Origin of the sequence: Variovorax sp. PvP013 (genome assembly GCF_050435945.1) — a bacterium.
Lineage (GTDB): Bacteria > Pseudomonadota > Gammaproteobacteria > Burkholderiales > Burkholderiaceae_C > Variovorax.
In genome coordinates this window covers 62426-79728 of sequence record NZ_JBNDLF010000008.1, presented here as the reverse complement: position 1 = coordinate 79728, position 17303 = coordinate 62426, and the positions used below count along the sequence as shown (strand labels likewise).

The 17303-nt window shown below is 71.8% G+C and carries 16 protein-coding genes and 1 riboswitch; of the genes, 2 read left to right on the top strand and 14 right to left on the bottom strand.

Annotated elements, in window-relative coordinates:
- Nucleotides 1-16: 16 nt before the first annotated feature.
- The 3 genes from cobW to ABID77_RS18235 form a co-directional block, all read right to left on the bottom strand.
- Nucleotides 17-1078: a cobalamin biosynthesis protein CobW gene (gene cobW / locus ABID77_RS18245; RefSeq protein WP_429598780.1), complete on the bottom strand. Its 1062-nt coding sequence runs from the start codon at nucleotides 1076-1078 to the stop codon at nucleotides 17-19.
- Nucleotides 1079-1143: 65 nt separating this feature from the next.
- A complete protein-coding gene (gene cobO, locus ABID77_RS18240; protein WP_429598940.1) occupies nucleotides 1144-1722 on the bottom strand; it encodes a cob(I)yrinic acid a,c-diamide adenosyltransferase in 579 nt (192 codons plus the stop codon).
- Between the two features lie 84 nt (nucleotides 1723-1806).
- Nucleotides 1807-2063: riboswitch (cobalamin riboswitch) on the bottom strand.
- 28 nt (nucleotides 2064-2091) lie between these two features.
- Nucleotides 2092-3981 (bottom strand): AI-2E family transporter, encoded by a 1890-nt coding sequence (locus ABID77_RS18235; protein WP_429598777.1) that lies wholly within the window; start codon nucleotides 3979-3981, stop codon nucleotides 2092-2094.
- 147 nt (nucleotides 3982-4128) lie between these two features.
- On the opposite strand from ABID77_RS18235, the gene ABID77_RS18230 reads away from it, so the two are divergent.
- Nucleotides 4129-4563 carry an Lrp/AsnC family transcriptional regulator gene (locus ABID77_RS18230; protein ID WP_429598938.1) on the top strand — a complete coding sequence of 145 codons (435 nt, stop codon included), beginning with the start codon at nucleotides 4129-4131 and terminating at the stop codon, nucleotides 4561-4563.
- A gap of 30 nt (nucleotides 4564-4593) precedes the next feature.
- Here ABID77_RS18230 and ABID77_RS18225 read toward each other — a convergent pair whose 3' ends face one another.
- Both ABID77_RS18225 and ABID77_RS18220 read right to left on the bottom strand, forming a co-directional pair.
- Nucleotides 4594-5901 carry an MFS transporter gene (locus tag ABID77_RS18225; protein ID WP_429598774.1) on the bottom strand — a complete coding sequence of 436 codons (1308 nt, stop codon included), beginning with the start codon at nucleotides 5899-5901 and terminating at the stop codon, nucleotides 4594-4596.
- A gap of 41 nt (nucleotides 5902-5942) precedes the next feature.
- Complete coding sequence (locus ABID77_RS18220; protein WP_429598772.1) at nucleotides 5943-6755, bottom strand: class II aldolase/adducin family protein; 813 nt, start codon at nucleotides 6753-6755, stop codon at nucleotides 5943-5945.
- Nucleotides 6756-6894: 139 nt separating this feature from the next.
- On the opposite strand from ABID77_RS18220, the gene ABID77_RS18215 reads away from it, so the two are divergent.
- The gene (locus tag ABID77_RS18215; RefSeq protein WP_429598770.1) at nucleotides 6895-7794 is read left to right on the top strand and encodes a LysR substrate-binding domain-containing protein; all 900 of its coding nucleotides are present in this window, start codon (nucleotides 6895-6897) and stop codon (nucleotides 7792-7794) included.
- A gap of 298 nt (nucleotides 7795-8092) precedes the next feature.
- Here ABID77_RS18215 and ABID77_RS18210 read toward each other — a convergent pair whose 3' ends face one another.
- From ABID77_RS18210 to ABID77_RS18170, 9 genes are all read right to left on the bottom strand, one after another.
- Nucleotides 8093-9478, bottom strand: coding sequence for an MmgE/PrpD family protein (locus ABID77_RS18210; protein WP_429598768.1), 1386 nt, complete (start codon nucleotides 9476-9478; stop codon nucleotides 8093-8095).
- On the bottom strand, nucleotides 9478-10659 hold the full coding sequence (locus tag ABID77_RS18205) for a CaiB/BaiF CoA transferase family protein (RefSeq protein WP_429598766.1): 1182 nt from the start codon (nucleotides 10657-10659) through the stop codon (nucleotides 9478-9480). Before ABID77_RS18205 ends, ABID77_RS18210 begins: the two co-directional genes overlap by 1 nt.
- 70 nt (nucleotides 10660-10729) lie before the next feature.
- On the bottom strand, nucleotides 10730-11707 hold the full coding sequence (locus tag ABID77_RS18200) for a tripartite tricarboxylate transporter substrate binding protein (RefSeq protein ID WP_429598764.1): 978 nt from the start codon (nucleotides 11705-11707) through the stop codon (nucleotides 10730-10732).
- Nucleotides 11708-11723: 16 nt separating this feature from the next.
- Entirely contained in the window at nucleotides 11724-12476 is a 753-nt protein-coding gene (locus ABID77_RS18195; protein WP_429598762.1) for an SDR family oxidoreductase, read from the bottom strand.
- Entirely contained in the window at nucleotides 12443-13204 is a 762-nt protein-coding gene (locus ABID77_RS18190; RefSeq protein ID WP_429598760.1) for an ATP-binding cassette domain-containing protein, read from the bottom strand. Before ABID77_RS18190 ends, ABID77_RS18195 begins: the two co-directional genes overlap by 34 nt.
- 12 nt (nucleotides 13205-13216) lie before the next feature.
- A complete protein-coding gene (locus ABID77_RS18185) occupies nucleotides 13217-13957 on the bottom strand; it encodes an ABC transporter ATP-binding protein (RefSeq protein ID WP_429598758.1) in 741 nt (246 codons plus the stop codon).
- Nucleotides 13958-13963: 6 nt separating this feature from the next.
- Nucleotides 13964-14902 carry a branched-chain amino acid ABC transporter permease gene (locus tag ABID77_RS18180; protein ID WP_429598756.1) on the bottom strand — a complete coding sequence of 313 codons (939 nt, stop codon included), beginning with the start codon at nucleotides 14900-14902 and terminating at the stop codon, nucleotides 13964-13966.
- Complete coding sequence (locus ABID77_RS18175; protein ID WP_429598754.1) at nucleotides 14902-15807, bottom strand: branched-chain amino acid ABC transporter permease; 906 nt, start codon at nucleotides 15805-15807, stop codon at nucleotides 14902-14904. Before ABID77_RS18175 ends, ABID77_RS18180 begins: the two co-directional genes overlap by 1 nt.
- A 42-nt stretch (nucleotides 15808-15849) precedes the next feature.
- Nucleotides 15850-17139 carry an ABC transporter substrate-binding protein gene (locus tag ABID77_RS18170; RefSeq protein WP_429598752.1) on the bottom strand — a complete coding sequence of 430 codons (1290 nt, stop codon included), beginning with the start codon at nucleotides 17137-17139 and terminating at the stop codon, nucleotides 15850-15852.
- Between the last annotated feature and the right edge of the window lie 164 nt (nucleotides 17140-17303).

Below are 17303 nucleotides of genomic sequence, written 5' to 3'. Positions count from 1 at the left end.
TCCTCGCGGTGTCGCGTCAGGCGGTGGCGGCCAGGCCCAGCTCCGCGTCCAGTTCGGCCTGCAGCACGGCGCCGTCGAGCGCCGCGCCGATCAGCACCAGGCGCGTCTGCCGTGTCTCGTCCGCGCGCCAGGGCCGGTCGAAGTAGCTGTCGAAGCGCGCGCCGACGCCCTGCACCACCAGGCGCATCGCGGCGTCCGGCAAGGCCACGAAGCCCTTGACCCGGTAGATCTCGTGGCGCTCGACCAGCTCCCGCAGGACCGCCAGCAGGCGGTCGCGTCCGGGCACCCGGAGCGTCACCGAGACCGAGTCGAAGGCGTCGTGGTCGTGGTCCTCCTCCTCGTCGTGATGGGTCCGGCGCCCGTCGATCGCATCCTCCACGGCGCGCTCCAGGCCCAGCAGCACGCCCAGGTCGAGGCGGCCGTGCTGCGCGTGCACCAGCTTCACGCCGGCGGCGGTCTCGGCGCGGACGACGGCCTCCACCGCGGCCAGGGCGGCGGCGTCGAGCCCGTCCGTCTTGTGGACGACCACCAGGTCGGCGGTGGCCAGCTGGTCCTCGAACAGCTCCGACAGCGGCGAGTCGTGGTCGAGGTTCTCGTCGGCGCGGCGCTGCGCGTCCACCGCCGGCGGGTCGTCGGCGAAGCGGCCGGCGGCCACCGCCGGCGCGTCCACCACCGTGATGACGGCATCCACCGTGAAGGCGTTGCGCAGGGCCGGCCACTGGAAGGCCTGCACCAGCGGCTTGGGCAGCGCCAGGCCGGAGGTCTCGATGACCAGGTGGTCGATGCGGTCGCGGCGCGCGGCGAGCTGCTCCATCACGGGCGCGAATTCCTCCTGCACGGTGCAGCACAGGCAGCCGTTGGCGAGCTCGAAGAGCTGGCCGTCGGGCGCGCCGGTCTCGTCGCAGCCGATGCCGCAGCCGCGCAGCAGCTCGCCGTCGATGCCCAGCTCGCCGAACTCGTTGACGATGACGGCGATGCGCCGGCCTTCGGCGTTCTGCAGCAGGTGGCGCAGCAGCGTGGTCTTGCCGCTGCCGAGGAAGCCGGTGACGATGGTGGCGGGGATCTTGCGACTTTGCATGGGGGTGTTCTCCGGCGTCGGGTTGGAAAGGTGCTGGTGGATGGATCGGGGCGGACGCGGGAGCGTCAGTCCTCGATGCCGCGCTGTGCCGGCACGCCGGCCTTGAAGTGGTGCTTGACGAGGGCCATCTCGGTGGCCTCGTCGGCGATGGCGATCAGCTCGGCCGGGGCGTTGCGTCCGGTGAGCACGACGCTCACGTGCGGGGGTCGCTCGCGCAGGCAGCGCAGGATGCGTTCGAGCGGAATCCATCCGTAGCGCAGCGGGTACATGATCTCGTCGAGCACCACCATGTCGTGCGCGCCCGCGCGGACGGTGGCCTCGGCGCGCGCCCAGCCGTCGAGCGCCAGCGCGGCCGAGCGGTCCAGGTCGCGGCTCTTCCAGCTGAAGCCGTCGCCCAGGCCCTCGATCGGCAGGCCGAGCTGCGCGAACAGCCGATGCTCGCCGAAGCGTGCTGTCGGCACCTTCATGAACTGGTAGATCTTGAGCGTCCCGCCGTCGCCGTGGACGCGCATGGCGAGCCCGAAGGCGGTCGTGCTCTTGCCCTTGCCGGTGCCGGTCAGCACCGTGACGAGGCCGGATCGGACACCGGCGACGTCGTCGCGCGACGGCCCATGGGCGCGCGACGGGCCCGGCTCGGACGGCAGAACTTGATTCAAGAGAGGAACACCGGTCGGTCGTGCTCGCCTGCTTCCCCGCAGATCCGCACCATCCGGCGCGCCGCACGCATGCGGCACGCCACCTCGTTGGCCGGTATCCGGGCTGGCGGAGACGACCCGTGTCACCTTCCCGGGCGGCACCGCTTGCGCGGGGTTCACCCAGTGGTCTGTCGACACGAGCAGCGAGCAGGAAGCTCGCGTCCGCTTACCGTTGCGGGGGCAGCTCAGGTTGAGGCGCGCGGACGGATCGCCGCGGACGCCTGTCCTGATTCCCGTTGAACTGCCCCGACCGGAAAGCCGGGGCGAGCACCAACGCGGCGATCATAGCCGCACGCCCGGGCACGGCCGGGTCGGCCGTCACGGCAGGGCGGACGACGGGGCGGCCGCGCCGGCACCCTGCAGCATGAAGGTCTCGGCCTCGGCGTACGAATGCAGGACCAGGTCGACCTGCGCCGCCACGGCGTCCTCCGGCGCGGCCGCGGTGTCGAGCGGCAGCCGGATGGTGACCAGCACGGCGTGCGGCAGCGCGGCGCGGAATTCGGCCGTCAGCGCGGTCCAGGCGGCGAAGGACGCCTGGGGCGGATAGGCGACGAAGACGGTGCCCACCAGCCGGGCCTTGTCGTCCCGCGAGGGATCGGGCAGCTCCTCCATCGACACGCTGCGGGCGTCGATGTCGGCGTCGCTCAGGGCCCGCACCAGCAGTTCGGTGAGGAGTTCGTCGCGGTCGGAGCCCGAGCTGACGCACAGCACGATCGAGCCCGTGGGCACGTCGAGCTCGCCCTGCCACCGGCCGAGACGGGCTTCGCGCATCTGGCGCAGGCGGGTGCCGATGTGCGCGTCGGTCAGGACGATGGACGCGCGCCGCCGCGCGCGCCAGCCCAGCTTGGTCGTCGCGAACGACTCGGCCAGCCGCACGACCTGGGTCTGGATGCGCAGGCGCTGCCGCGCGTCGATGCGCCCCGCGCGGAAGTCGGCCACGCCCAGCGCCAGCCCCGGCAGCAGGACCTGGTCGCAGTAGCGGGCGAAGCTGTCGCGGCGCAGGAAGGCGCGCGCGTCCCGGATGATGGCGTCGGCGCCGCCGCTCAGGGCGCGCTGGTAGAAGCGCTGCCCGGCGTTGAGGCCGGGCGACTCGGTCAGCAGGATGGTCAGGGGCTCCAGCGCCTTCATGTGCCGCCCCACCACCACCAGGCACAGCGTCAAGGGCGTCGACAGCAGCAGCCCGACCGGCCCCCACAACGCGCCCCAGAACAGCGCCGAGACGATGACCGCGAGCGGCGCCAGGCCGGTGCTGTGGCCGTAGACCTGCGGCTCGATCACGTGCGCGACCGTCAGCTCCAGCGCGAGGAACAGCCCCAGGCTCGCGAGCACGAGGCTCCAGCCCGGATCCACCGCGGCGCTGAACAGCGCGATCAGCGCGGCCGCCCCCAGCACGCCGACGTAGGGCACGAAGCGCAGCAGGCCGGCGATCGCGCCCCACAGCGCCGCGTGCGGGATGCCGATCAGCCACAGGCCCGCCCCGACGACCGCCCCGAAGGCGACGTTGACGATCGACTGCGACAGGAAGAAGCGCGAGACGCCCTGCGCCGTGTCGTTGAGCGCCTGCACGGTGGTGCCCAGCTTCGCCTCGCCCACCAGCCGGATGAAGCGGTCGCCGAGGGATTCGCGCTCCAGCAGGATGAACACCAGCAGGACGAAGACGATGCCGGCCTCCCCGACCGGCCCGACCAGCGCGGACAGCAGCTTCGAGACCAGGTCGGCGGCCGAGGGGGTCGGCGCCGGTGCCTGGACCTGGGCCGGCGTCCGGCCGGACGCGGCCTGCGACGCCCGCGACCGCGCCGGCGCGCCCGCCCCGTCGCGGCCGGCCTCCGGCGGCGCCGCGCTGCGCAGCTGCGCCTCGAAGCGCTCGAAAGGCCGCACCGCCGTCTCCCGGACCGAGTCGACCTTGGCCTCGATGGCGGCCCGGTAGCGGGGCAGGTCGGCGGCGACCGAGACCAGCTGGATCGTCAGCACCGCGCCCATCCAGACCACGCAGGCCGCCACCAGCGCCACCGACACCAGCGTGGACGTCGTCGACCCCAGGCCGCTCCTGGCGAGCTTGCGCACCAGCGGAGCGACCACCAGGGCGAGCATGCTCGCGATGGCCAGCGGCTTGAGGAAGTCCTGGCCGAAGTGCAGCAGCACCAGCACGCAGGTCGCCGGCACCACGCGGCCGATCCTCACCCCCCGATCCGACAGGAAATCTTGCATCGATCGATTGGAGCAGATCGGCCGGCACGCCCGGGCGGCCGCCATGGGCAGAATGTGCCTCCCGACTCCCCACGAATTCCAGGTGGCAGCTTGAAGAACAACCGGAAATCCGGCGATGCCGCCGAAGCCTCCTTCGACCGGACCGACATGGCCATCCTGCGCCTGCTGCTGGAGGACTCGCGCCGCACGCTGCAGGACATCGGCGCCGAGGTCGGCCTGTCGCCCACCACCTGCTGGAGCCGCATCAAGCGGCTGGAGGCCGAGGGCGTCATCAAGCGCTACACGATCGCCGTCGACCCGGCGCGCATCGGCTATCGCGACTCGGTGATCGTGCAGCTCACGCTGGAGAGCCACACCGAGGACACGCTCTACGCCTTTGGCCAGGTGCTCGCCACCATCCCGGAGATCCAGGAGGCCTACCTGGTCTCGGGCGACTACGACTACTACATCCGCATCGCCGTGCGCGACACGCGCGACTACGAGCGGCTGCTGCGCGAGAAGCTCTACAAGATCCCCGGCATCCGGCACAGCAAGTCGCACTTCGTGCTGCGCGTGCTCAAGGAGGCGACGGTGCCGCTGTGAGGCGGCGGCGCCGTCGGGACCGCGGCGTCGTCAGCGGTCGAGCACCCGCCTGGACAGCGACAGCACGATGGCTCCGCCGACCAGCAGGCTGGCGGCGATCACGAACAGGCCGTCGTTGGTGCTGCCCGTGGCGTCCTTGACGAAGCCGACGATGAACGGGCTGACGAAGCCGGCGAGGTTGCCCACCGAATTGATCAGCGCGATGCCGGCCGCCGCCGCCGCGCCGCCGAGGAAGGCCGGCGGCAGGCACCAGAACTGCGCCAGGCCGGTCAGGATGCCCATGGTCGCGACGGTCAGCGTGACGATGGCCCACGCCGGCGTCTGCGGCACCAGCGTGCTGGCGACCAGGCCGGCCGCGCCGGCCAGCGCCGGGATCGCGATGTGCCAGCGGCGCTCGCGGGTGCGGTCCGAGTGGCCGCTCGTCCACACCATGCAGGCCACCGCGGCGGCGTAGGGCAGCGCCACCAGCCAGCCGATGGTCGCCGGGTCGGACACGCCCGAGGCCTTGACCAGCGAGGGCAGCCAGAAGCCGATGCCGTAGAGCCCCATGATGAAGCCGAAGTAGGCCGCGCTCAGGATCCAGACCTTGGGATTGCGGAAGGCACCCAGCGCCGAGTGGCTCTCGACCTGCGCCTGGCCGGCGTCGACGTTGCGCTGGAGCATCCGCTTCTCCTGCGCGCTCAGCCACGTCGCGTCGCCGATGCGGTCGTCGAGGTATTTCAGGATGACCACGCCCAGCACCAGCGAGGGCAGCGCCTCGACGGCGAACAGCCACTTCCAGCCGGCCAGCCCGCCGACGCCGTCCAGGCTCGCCAGGATCCAGCCCGACAGCGGCCCGCCGATGACGCCGGCCATCGGAATGCCGGTCATGAACAGCGACGTCACCTTGGAACGCCGCGCCGCCGGGTACCAGTAGGTCAGGTACAGGATGATCCCGGGGAAGAAGCCGGCCTCCGCGACGCCCAGCAGGAAGCGCATCACGTAGAACATCGCCGGCGTCGTCACGAACATCATGCAGCCGGAGATCACGCCCCAGCTGATCATGATGCGGGCGATCCAGCGCCGGGCGCCGAAGCGGTGCATCAGCAGGTTGCTCGGCACCTCGAAGACGAAGTAGCCGATGAAGAAGATGCCCGCGCCCAGGCCGTAGACGGCCTCGCTGAACTTCAGGTCGTTGAGCATCTGCAGCTTGGCGAAGCCGACGTTCACGCGGTCGAGGTAGGCCGCCACGTAGCAGATGAAGAGCAGCGGGATCAGCCGCCAGGTGACGCGGGCGTAGACCGCGTCTTCCGTGCGCGGCTGCGCCGCCGCCCCGTGCGGCAGGGTGGTCGTGTTCATGGTGTCTCCGTTGTTGTTTTTTCCGAGGTCGCGGATCGGGATCAGTCGAACATGTCCGGCTGGCTCCGCGCGATCTGCTCGTAGATCGGCTGGAAGTGCAGCCAGCCGATGTACTCGCTGCCCACATGCTCGCGGCTGTAGCGCGAGCGCTCGGGCGACACCAGCCGGGGCGTGACGCCGGTGGCCTCGACCATCAGCTGCTGCTGGCAGCAGCGCTCCAGCGCGATGAACCAGAAGGCCGCGGCCTCGATGCCGTGGCGGCTGGCGGTCAGCAGGCCGTGGTTCTGGTGGATGGCGGCCTTCACGCCGGTGAAGGCGTTGGCGACCTTGTTGCCGGCCTTCACCTCCACCGCCACCTGGCCGGCCTCGTCGCCGATGACGACGTGGTCCTCGTAGAACGCCGCGGCGTCCTGGCTGATCGGCTCGAGCTTCTTGCCGAGCGCGGCGAAGGCGGTGCCGTAGACGGTGTGCGCGTGGCACATCGCCAGGATGTCGGGATGGGCCTCGTGCACGGCCGCGTGCAGCACGAAGCCCGCGCGGTTGACGGCGTGATCGCCCTCCACCACCCTGCCGTCGTGGTCGACCAGGATCAGGTTCGAGACCTTCACCTGGGCGAAGTGCACGCACATCGGGTTGGTCCAGTAGAGGTGCGGGCGCTCGGGGTCGCGGATCGTCAGGTGGCCGGCGAAGCCGTAGTCGAAGCCCTGCTGCGCGAAGGCGCGGCAGGCCGCGACCAGACGTTCCTTGCGGTGGCGGCGCTCCTCGGCGTGGGTGGCGAAGGTCGGCAGTTCGGGGAACTTCAGGCCGACCTGTTCGGGCTGGTAGACGGAAATGCGCTGGGTGGTGTCGAGCATGGCGGGGTCTCCGGAGGGGTCTGGAACGAGGGATCGCGGCGGGGCGATCGGGCGATGATCCGGAGTCCGCCCCGCCTTGACAAACGACGACTTTTCATCGATACGTGAAATCTTTTCATCCATAAGACGTCATCGGTCCATGCGGCGACTCCCCTCTTTTTCCGCCTTGCGCGCCTTCGAGGCCGCGGCGCGGCTGGGCGGCTTCGCCCAGGCCGGCGGCGAGCTGGCCCAGACGCCCTCGGCCATCAGCCACCAGGTGCGCGCGCTGGAGCGGTGGTTCGAACGGCCGCTGTTCACCCGGCACGTCCGGCGCGTCGAGCCGACCGAGGACGGACGCCGCCTGCTGCAGGAGCTATCGAACGCCTTCGACCTCATCGAGGACGCCTGTTCGGCCCTGCGGCCCGCCACGCAGCGGCTGGAGCTGGCGGTGCATTGCGCGCCCAGCTTCGCCGCCAAGTGGCTGAGCCCCCGGCTGTCGCTGTTCATGCAGGCCCATCCGACCATCACCATCCGCATGAGCTCCAGCGCCGAGGCGTCCGAACTGGCGATCGGCGAGGTCGACATCGACATCGCCTATGGCGAGCCGCCGGCGCGCGCGGGCATCGTCGTCGAGCCGCTGGGCAGCGAGTCGACATTGCCGATGTGCGCGCCGGCCCTGCTCGAGGGCGCCCGCGTCGACCGGCCGGCCGATCTCGCGCGCTTCACGCTGATCGACTCCCGGCTCAATCCGGTGCGCTGGTCGGACTGGTGGAAGCTCAACGGCGCCAAGATGCCCGACCGCGCCCGCCCCTCGTTCGACCGCGGCTCGCTGGCATTGGCCGCCGCCGTGGACGGGCTGGGCGTCGCGCTGGAGAGCACGCGCTTCGCGGAGAGCGAACTCGCGCAGGGCCGCCTGGTCGTGATCGACGGTCCCGCGTTCCGCCGGATCGAGCGGCCGACCCATTTCCTGCGCTATCGCAAGTCCGATGTCGGCAGCCACCCGCTGCAGGCCTTCCGGGGGTGGTTGCTCGACGCGCTTGCGACGCAGCGCGTCCGCTGACGCCGGACCTCGTCCATCGCGCGGACCTCGGATCGCGGTCCGACCCTGCCGGATCGTTCCGGTGCCGGCTCCACGATGCCGCGACGAGGCGCTCCTCGAACCTAGCGAGCCCGCGAGAGGGGACGGGGAAACGACCCGCCCGTTCGCACGCCGGGCCGCGGACCCGGCGCCGGCCGTGCCGGTCGGCGGTTCGGTCGCCTCGCTGCGGACCGCCGACGCGGGCCGCTTCCAGGCCGGCCGAGGGCGACCGGGCCGGCGGCCGTGGTTCCAGGGCCGACCGGAAAGGCGGCCGCGCCGGTCATGCCGCCGCTCGCGCGGACGCCGGGGACGCCGACGGCGCCAGCAGCGGTCCGACCCGCTCGGCGCCCGCCACGCGCCAGAGCGCGTCGATGGCGGCGCGCATCTCGGCCGCGCCGGCACCGCCGCCGAAGGCCGCCAGGCGCAGGGCCTTGGCCGTGATCTCGTCGCGGTCGAGCGTGTTGCCCGGATCGCCCTTGGGCTCGTCGACCCGTCCTTCCAGCACGCGGCCGTCGCGGGTGCGCACGGTCACCTTGCCGATCCAGCGGCGCGGGTAGGCGGCGTCGACCTCGGCGTCGAGGGCCATGCGCACCCGGTCGCACAAGGCGCGGGTGGCGTCGTCGCGGAAGTGGGCGTCGAACTCGGCGAGCCCCGCCTGTCCGAAGCGCGCCACCAGCGCCAGCACCGTGCCCATCGAGAACTTCGACTGGTGCACCGTCGCCGGGTCGACCACCGGCCCGAGCACGTCGATCGCGCCCTGGTGCACGTGCGTGCACACGTCCTCGATGTCGTCGGCGCGCAGGTCGTGCGCCCGCATCACGGCCAGCAGGGCGTCGGCCGCCGGGTGCGTGTGGCGGCACGAGGCGTGGAACTTGAAGGAGGTCTCGGCCAGCGCCCAGCGCGTGCCCAGGCCGTCGACGAGCCGGGTCTCGTCGGCGTCGCTCGACATGCCCGCCGCCAGGCCCTGCGGGCCTTCGAGGATCCGCTGCGCGCCGGTGAAGCCGTCGCGCGCCAGGCTCGCGGCCATCAGGCCGGCGGCGGCGGCGTGCGCGGTGTGCAATTGCTTGGAATCGGCCGCGGTGCGCAGGAACTCCCACAGTCCGGCGGCCTGCGTGCCGGCCGAACCGAAGGCGTGCCGCATGCGCGCCGCGTCCAGTCCCAGCAGGTGCCCGGCCGTGGCGGCCGCGGCCAGGGTGCCGGCGGTGCCCGTGGTGTGGAAGACCCGGTAGTGGGAGCGTCCGAGGAACTCGCCCACGCGGATGCCGACCTCGTAGCCCGCCACCGCCGCGGTCAGCAGCCGGCGGCCGCTCGCCCCCAGCGCCTGCGCCCACGCCAGCGCCACCGGGAAGACGACCGTGGCCGGATGGAAGACCGAACCGTTGTGCACGTCGTCCTGCTCGGCCACGTGCGAGGCGGCGGCGTTCACCATGGCGGCGAAATACGGGCTGCTGCCGCCGCGGCGCCCGACCAGCACCTCGCTCGCGCCGTCGGCCGGCCCCATGGCGCGGGCGAAGGCGGCGATGGTCTCGACCGGCCGGGCGCCGTGGCCGGCGACGGCGGAACCGAACCAGTCGACCAGCAGGTCCTCGCAGCGGCGCACCACGGGCTCGGGAATGTCCTCGAAGCGCAGTCCGGCGGCGAAGCGGGCGAGCGACTCGGTCGTCATCAGATCGCTCCCGCCGCGCGCAGGGCGTCGATGGCGGCGGCGTCGCGACCGAGCGCGCGCAGGATCGCCTCCGTGTGCTCGCCCACCGCGGGGATCGGGTCCATGCGGTAGTCGAAGGCGCTCTGGCGGCCCGGCGGCAGCAGCGCGGCGATGGGCCCCGCCGGCGATTCGACCTCGCGCCAGCGCTCGCGCGCCGCCAGCTGCGGATGCGCCCAGAGGCCGGCCATGTCGTTCATGCGCGCGTTGGCGATCTGGGCGGCGTCCAGCCGCTCGAGCACCTGCGCGCTGGTGAGCGCGGCGAAGGTCGCGAGGATGATGGCCTTCAGGGCCTCGCGGTGCTCGTTGCGCCGCGCGTTGGCGTCGAAGCGCGGATCGGCGCAGAGCTCCGGGCGCAGCAGCACCCGCTCGCAGAACACGCGCCACTCGCGCTCGTTCTGCAGCCCCAGCATCACCGTGCCGCCGTCGCCGGCCGCGAACGGCCCGTAGGGATAGATCGTCGCGTGCGAGGCGGCGCTGCGCGGCGGCGGGGTCGCGCCTTGGTAGGCGTAGTACATCGGGAAGCCCATCCATTCGGCGAGCGACTCCAGCATCGACACGTCCACGTGCGAGCCGCGCCCGGTCCGGCCGCGCTGCAGCAGCGCCGCCAGCACGCCGGTGTAGGCGTACATGCCCGCGGCGATGTCGGCGATCGAGTTGCCGGACTTGCAGGGCTCCTCGGGCGTGCCGGTGACCGACAGGAAACCGGCCTCGCTCTGGATGAGCAGGTCGTAGGCCTTCTTGTCGCGGTACGGGCCGTCCTCGCCGTAGCCCGAGATGTCGCAGACCACCAGCGCCGGGTGCGCGGCCTGCAGCGCCTCCCATCCCAGTCCCATGCGCGCGGCGGCGCCGGGCGCGAGGTTCTGCACCAGCACGTCGGCGCCGGCGATCAGCTCCCGCAGCACGTCGCGCGCGGCCGGCTGCTTGAGGTCGAGCGTGAGGCTCTCCTTCGACCGGTTGACCCAGACGAAGTGCGAGGCCTCGCCCTCCACGCGCTGGTCGTAGGCGCGCGCGAAGTCGCCGGCGCCGGGGCGCTCGACCTTGATGACGCGCGCGCCGAGGTCGGCGAGCTGGCGGGTGCAGAACGGCGCCGCGATGGCGTGTTCGAGCGAGATGACGGTGATGCCGTCCAGGGGTCTTGTCATGGGCACACTCTCCAGCGGGAAGCAATCGGTTCGGGAACGCGGCGTTCGGGCGCCGCCTCGATCATGGGCCTCAGTCCACCGACGCGCCGGAGGCCGCGACGATGCGCGCCCACTTCGCGATGTCGCTGCGCAGCAGCGCCGCGAACTGCCCGGGCGTGGTCGGCGCGGCGATCTCGACGCCCTGCTGCACCAGCTTCTCGCGCAGGTCGGGCGCGGCGAGCGCGTCGCGCGTGGCGTCCTCCAGCGTCGCCTGCACGGCCGCCGGCAGGCCGGCCGGCGCGAACAGGCCGATCCACAGCGTGCCGTCGTAGCCCGGCACCGCCTCGGCGATGGCCGGCACGTCGGGCAGCGCGGGCGAACGTCCGGCGCCGCTCACCGCCAGCGCGCGCAGCTTGCCGCTGCGGACGTGGGGCAATGCCGAGGGCAGGCTGGCGAAGACGATCGGCAGCTGGCCGCCCAGCACGTCGTTGAGGGCCGGCGCCACGCCCTTGTAGGGCACGTGCCGCAGGCGGATGCCGGCCATGTCGTCGAGCATCTCGCCGAGCAGGTGGTTGAGCGTGCCGTTGCCGGCCGAGGCATAAGGGTAGTTCGCGCCAGGGGCCCGGGCCGCCGCCAGGAACTCGACCAGGGTCCTCGCCGGGAAGGCCGGGTTGACCAGCAGCACGTTAGGCACCGTGCCGATCAGGCCGACCGGGCGGAAGTCGCGCACCGGGTCGAAGCCCGGATTCTTGTAGAGCGCCGGATTGATGGCCTGGCTGCTGCTGATGGTCATCAGCAGCGTGTGGCCGTCCCGAGGCGCCCGGGCCACCAGCTGCGTGCCGATGTTGCCGCCGGCGCCGGGCCGGTTGTCGACCACCACGGCGGCGTTCATCACCTCGCCCAGCTTCTGGCCGACCAGCCGGCCGACGATGTCGTTGGTGCCGCCGGCGGCCTGCGGCACGACCAGCGTGACCGGGCGCGACGGGTAGGCGCCCTGGGCCGTGGCCGACGCGGCCGACAGCGCGCCGGCCAGGACGGCCAGGCCCAGGGCGAGGGTGCGGCGCTTCATAGTGGTGGCGCCCGCGTCAGACCGTCCGGCCGCCGTCGACCGGCACTTCCATGCCGGTCAGGAATTCGGCGCCGTCGGAGGCCAGGAACAGCGCTACCGCCGCGACGTCCGAGGCCCGGCACAGGCGGCCCAGCGGGATGGTGGCGATGAACCGGGCGCGGTTCTCCGGCGTGTCGGGCATGCCCATGAATTTCTCCAGCAGGCCGGTCTCGCCCATCACCGGGCAGATCGCGTTGACGCGGATGTTGTCCGGGCCGAGCTCGACGGCGAGCGACTTCGACAGCAGGTTGACTGCGCCCTTGCTGCCGTTGTACCAGGTGAGTCCCGGGCGCGGACGGATGCCGGCGGTCGAGCCGACGTTGAGCATCACGCCCTTGCGCTGCGCCCGCATCAGCGGCACCACCGCGCGGGTCATGTGGAAGATCGACTTCACGTTGACGGCGAACATGCGGTCGAAGGTCGCCTCGTCGACGTCCATCAGCGGGCTGTTCCGGTGCGTCGTGCCGGCGTTGTTGACGACGATCCCGGGCGTGCCGTAGGCCTCGACGCAGGCCGCCACCAGGGCGTCGACGTCCGGTCCGCTGGACACGTCGCAGCGCACGAAGCGCGCGGCCTCGCCCAGTTCCGCGGCCAGCGCCTCGCCCCTGGCGACGTCGAGATCGGCGACGACGACCCGGGCGCCCTCGGCCACGTAGGTGCGCACGATGCCCTCGCCGAAGCCGGCGGCCCCGCCCGTCACGATGGCGATCTTTCCTTCGAGCTGTCCCATGTCGTTCCTTCGTATGGATGTGGATGTGGATGTGGAGGTGGATGTCGGTGCGCCGCCCCGGCGGCCGGGGCGTCCTGGCGCATCAGCTCGCCGCGCTCCAGGATCAGGGTGCGGCAGTCGACGCGGTCGAGCAGCGCGCGGTTCGATTCGGTGATGACCACGCACAGCTCGGGACGCAGCGTGAACAGGCGGCTGAGCGACTCGGCGTACTGGCGCGCCAGCGCGGGCGCCAGACCCTGGAAGGGCTCGTCGACCATCAGCAGCCGTGTGCCGGTCATGAGCGCGCGCGCCAGCGCGGCCATCTTCCCCTGGCCGCCGGACAGCGCCGCCGCCGAGCGCGGCAGCATCTCCTCGATCTGAGGCACCGCCTCGACGGCCTCGCGCACGCGGCGGTCGATGTCGATCTCGGCCATGCCCAGCGCCTCGCACGGCAATCGGAGGTTGGCCAGCACGGTCAGGGTCGGGAACATGACGCGGTCCTCCGGCGCGTAGCCGACGCCCAGGGCCGGCCGGTCGTAGGGCGCCCGGGCCGACAGGTCGTCGCCCGCCAGCCGCAGGGTGCCGGCGTGCGGCGCGACGAAGCCCATGATCGTGCGCAGCAGCGTGGTCTTGCCCGCGCCGTTGCGCCCCACCACGGCATAGGTGGCGGCCGATTCGAGTTCGACCGAGAGGTTGCGCAGCACCGGGATGCCGGCGATGCGGACGGAGACGTCGTCGAGCTGGAGCATCGATCGCCTCGTTCAGTGACCGAGCACGACGGAGCGCACCTCGGGGTCGGCCATGACGACCTCGGGCGGCCCGTCGGCCGCGATGCGCCCCGAGATCCACGCCGCCACGCGGGTCGCGTAGCGCCGCACGATGTCGACGTCGTGCTCGACGAAGATCGACGTCACGCGGCGCTCGGCCAGCGCGTTCATGATGGTGGCCATCAGCGGATGCTTCTCGTCGGCGGCCACGCCGCTGGTGGGCTCGTCCATGATCAGCAGCTTGGGCCGCAGCACCAGCGCCATGGCGATGTCGAGCAGCTTGCGATGGCCCTCCGGCAGGCTGGCGCAGCGGTCTTCGGCGCGCGCGGCCAGGCCGACGACCTGCAGCACGTGGTCGATCTCCTCGCGCGAGACGCAGTCCGACAGCCGCCGCCACAGCGCCAGCCGCCGTTCGCGCGCGGCGACCGCCAGCTCGATGCTCTCGCGCACCGTGTGCTCCAGGAACAGCTGCGGCAGCTGGAACGAGCGCCCGACGCCCAGCCGCACGATGCGCCGGGGGTCGAGCCGCGTGATGTCGTGGCCGTCGAAGGCGATGGTGCCGCCGGCGGGCTTGACGTAGCCGGTGACCATGTTGATGAAGGTCGTCTTGCCGGCGCCGTTGGCGCCGATCACGGCCAGCCGCTCGTCGGCGCGCAGATCGAAGTCGTAGCCGGCCGCGACGACGACGGCGCCGAAGGAGAGCGTCAGGCCGCGGACCTGGAGCAGGGATGTCATGGGATGTCAGGCCTTGCGGGGGCGGGCGTCGAGGCGCGCGAGCAGCGCCGACAGCCCGGAGGGGGCGGCGAAGATGAGGACCAGCAGGACGACGCCGATCACCAGCTGCCAGGTGCCGGTCAGCACGGCCGAGGCGAACAGCTTCAGGAACTCGAACGCGATGGCGCCGAGGAACGCCCCCACGGGCTGCGCCGAGCCGCCCAGGATGGCGATGAAGACGTACTCGCCCGAGCGCACCCAGTAGCCCATCTCCGGCGTCACCAGCCCCTGGATCAGGGCGAACATGGCGCCCGAGAAGCCGCACAGCGTCGCCGAGATCACGTAGCCGGTCAGGAACACCCGGCGCGCCGACAGGCCGAGGTATTCGAGCCGCACCTCGTTGGTCTTGATGGCGACCAGCGCCTGGCCCATGGGCGCGGCGTAGAAGCGCCGGATCGCCCCGCAGCACGCCACCACCAGCACCACCGCGACGACCAGCAGCGCGGTCTCGAACGGCGCGCGCTCGAGCACCTGCCCGGCCAGCGGCGGGCGCTCCAGCCGCAGGCCGTCGGTGCCGCCGGTGAGGTCGTAGAACTTGCCCAGCACCGAGAACAGCACCATCGACAGCGCCAGGTTCAGCATGCCGAAGAAGATGGCGCGGTAGCGCGCCACGAACAGCCCGACCAGGAAACCGCTGACGAGGCCGGCGCCGGCGCCGGCGGCCAGCAGCACCAGCGCGTCGGTCGCGGGCCAGCGGCGCGTCAGCGCGACGGCCGCGTAGCCCGCCAGGCAGGTGAAGCCGGCGTGGCCGAACGAGACCTGCCCGGCGCGGATCAGGATCGACACGCCCAGCGCGGCGAAGCCGTAGGACAGCGCGATGATCAGCGGCGTCTTCAGCCACGGGAAGGCCAGCCCGGCGGCCAGCGCGCACAGGGCGATCGCCCAGGGAGTCCAGCGCGTGACCATCACACCCTCCGCGCCTGCGCGACCGCGAACAGGCCCTCGGGCCGCCACAGCAGGACCAGCACCATGATCAGGTAGGGCACCAGCACCTCGACCTCGGGCCACAGGTAGACCGCGAAGGCGCGCGTCAGGCCGATCAGCACCGCCGCCACCGCCGTGCCGGTGATCTGTCCCAGGCCGGCGACCGCCACCACGGCGAAGGACAGCACCATCATGTCGCCGCCGATGCCCGGCACCAGCGAGGTCGTCGGCGAGGCCAGCGCGCCGCCCAGGGTGCCCAGCACGGCGCCCAGGCAGAAGGTCAGGAAGCCGATGCGCCGGGCGTTGATGCCCATCGCCATCGAGACCTCGCGGCTGTGCGTCACCGCCAGCACCTGGCGCCCGAAGCGGGTGCGGCCGAGCGACCAGGTCAGCGCGACGTAGACCGCGACGGCGACGGCCGGCAACATCAGCAGCTGGTAGGCGTTGTAGGTGACCGCACCGACCCTGACGGTGCCCATGAGGTCGACGGCGGTGGTCACGGAGACCGGGCTCGCGCCCCAGATCAGGCGCTGCGCGTCCTCCAGGATCAGGAACACGGCGAAGGTCGCGAGCAATTGCATGGCCGGGTCCATGTCCAGGATGCGGCGCACCAGCGCGAACTCGATGACGGCGCCCAGCAGCAGGCCCATCGCGACGGCGCCGGCGACCAGGGCCAGCAGCGCCACCGCCAGCGACTCGGTGCCGGCCGTCAGATGGGCGCCGACGCTGGCCGCCGCGTAGCCGCCGAAGGCGTAGAGGCTGCCGTGCGCGACGTTGAGGATGCGCATCACGCCGAAGATCAGCGTCATGCCCAGCGCCACCAGGAACAGCACGGCCGCCTGGGTGATGCCGTCGAGCAGGCCGAGCAGCAGGAGCGTGGAATTCATGGGGGGAGGGAGGAAGGAGAAGCCGTGGCGCGCCGCGCCGCCTCAGAACGACCTGATCCGGGCGTCCTTCACCATGTCGGGCTTCAACGTCTTCACCCACTCCGGCGACTTCGTGCCCACCGGGTTGGTCACCAGCGCGCCGGGATAGATCGTCAGGTTCTGGATGACCGGGAACGGATACGCCGGCGTCGTCTTCGTCACGCCCAGCATCTGATCCTCCAGGCCCTGGCCGTCCTCGCGCAGTGTGACGGGGCGGGTCAGGCCCTTGAAGGTCAGTTTGTGCATGGCCTCGGCCACCTGCTCGGTCGACGGCCAGGCGCCGCCGTTGGCCTTCATGGCGGCGTTGTAGCCGTCTACCACCGACTGGATCGCCGCCACCGCGTGGTAGGCCGGGTAGATCGGGTACTGGTTGGTCCTGGCGCGGTACTTCTCGACGAAGGCCTTGTGGCGGGCCTCGTCCTTGGCTTCCGGGTGCAGGAAGTAGTGGTCGCCGCGCATGCCGACGATGACGCCGTCGGGCACCACCTTGCCCACGCGCTCGAGCGAGCTCTCGGCCAGCGGCATGATCCAGGTCGAGCTCTTGAGCAGGCCGCGCTGCGCCGCCTGCCGGATCAGCGTGTCGAGCTCGCCGCCCCAGGAGGTCGAGAGGATGACGTCCGGGGCGAGCGCCTGCAGCCGGCTGATCTCGGAGCTGAAGTCGGTGGCGCCGAACTTCGGGAACAGCTCGGCGACCACCTTGACGTCGGGCTTCATGGCCTTGAGCGTGCCGTCGAAGATGTCCCACGAGTCGCGACCCCAGGCGTAGTCCTGGTTGATGACGGCGATGGTCTTGAAGTCGGGCCGGACCTTGAGCAGCTGCAGCACCGAGGCCACCATCTCCGAGGTCGCGTTGCCCTGGCTGCGCACGACGTACTTGAAGCGCCGGTTCTCCAGCAGCTTCTCGGTGCCGCAGTCCCACATCACGTTGAGCACCTTCAGGTCCTCGGCCACCGGCGCGAGCGCGTTGCAGTTGCCGCTGGAGATCGACGCCAGCGAGACCCGGACGCCCTCCTCCTGCACCACGCGGCGGTACTCCGACAACAGCTTGTCGCCGCCCACGCCCTCGTCGAGGATGATCGGCTTGATCTTCACGCCCGCGATGCCGCCGGCGGCGTTGATCTCCTCGATGGCGATCTCCGCGGCCGCCTTGCCGGGCACGCCGAAGACGGCCGCCGGTCCCGACAGGAAGGTCGTCATGGCGATCTTGAGCTCGGCGGGTTTCTGCTGGGCGGACGCGGACAGCGCGGCGAGAAGGCCCAGGCCGAGAGCCCCGGCCCTGAGGATGGAAAGCATGCGTCGGTCTCCGTGGTTCTGGTTGGCGGGTCGGATTCTCTGCAGCCGTTCCGGGGCGGGCCATCAGAATTTGGACAACGCTGCGTTGTCGAGATTCGACGCTCGGACGGCGCCGCGTTTGCCAGAATCGGCGCCCACCCATCCCCGACCCTCCCACCCGAGTC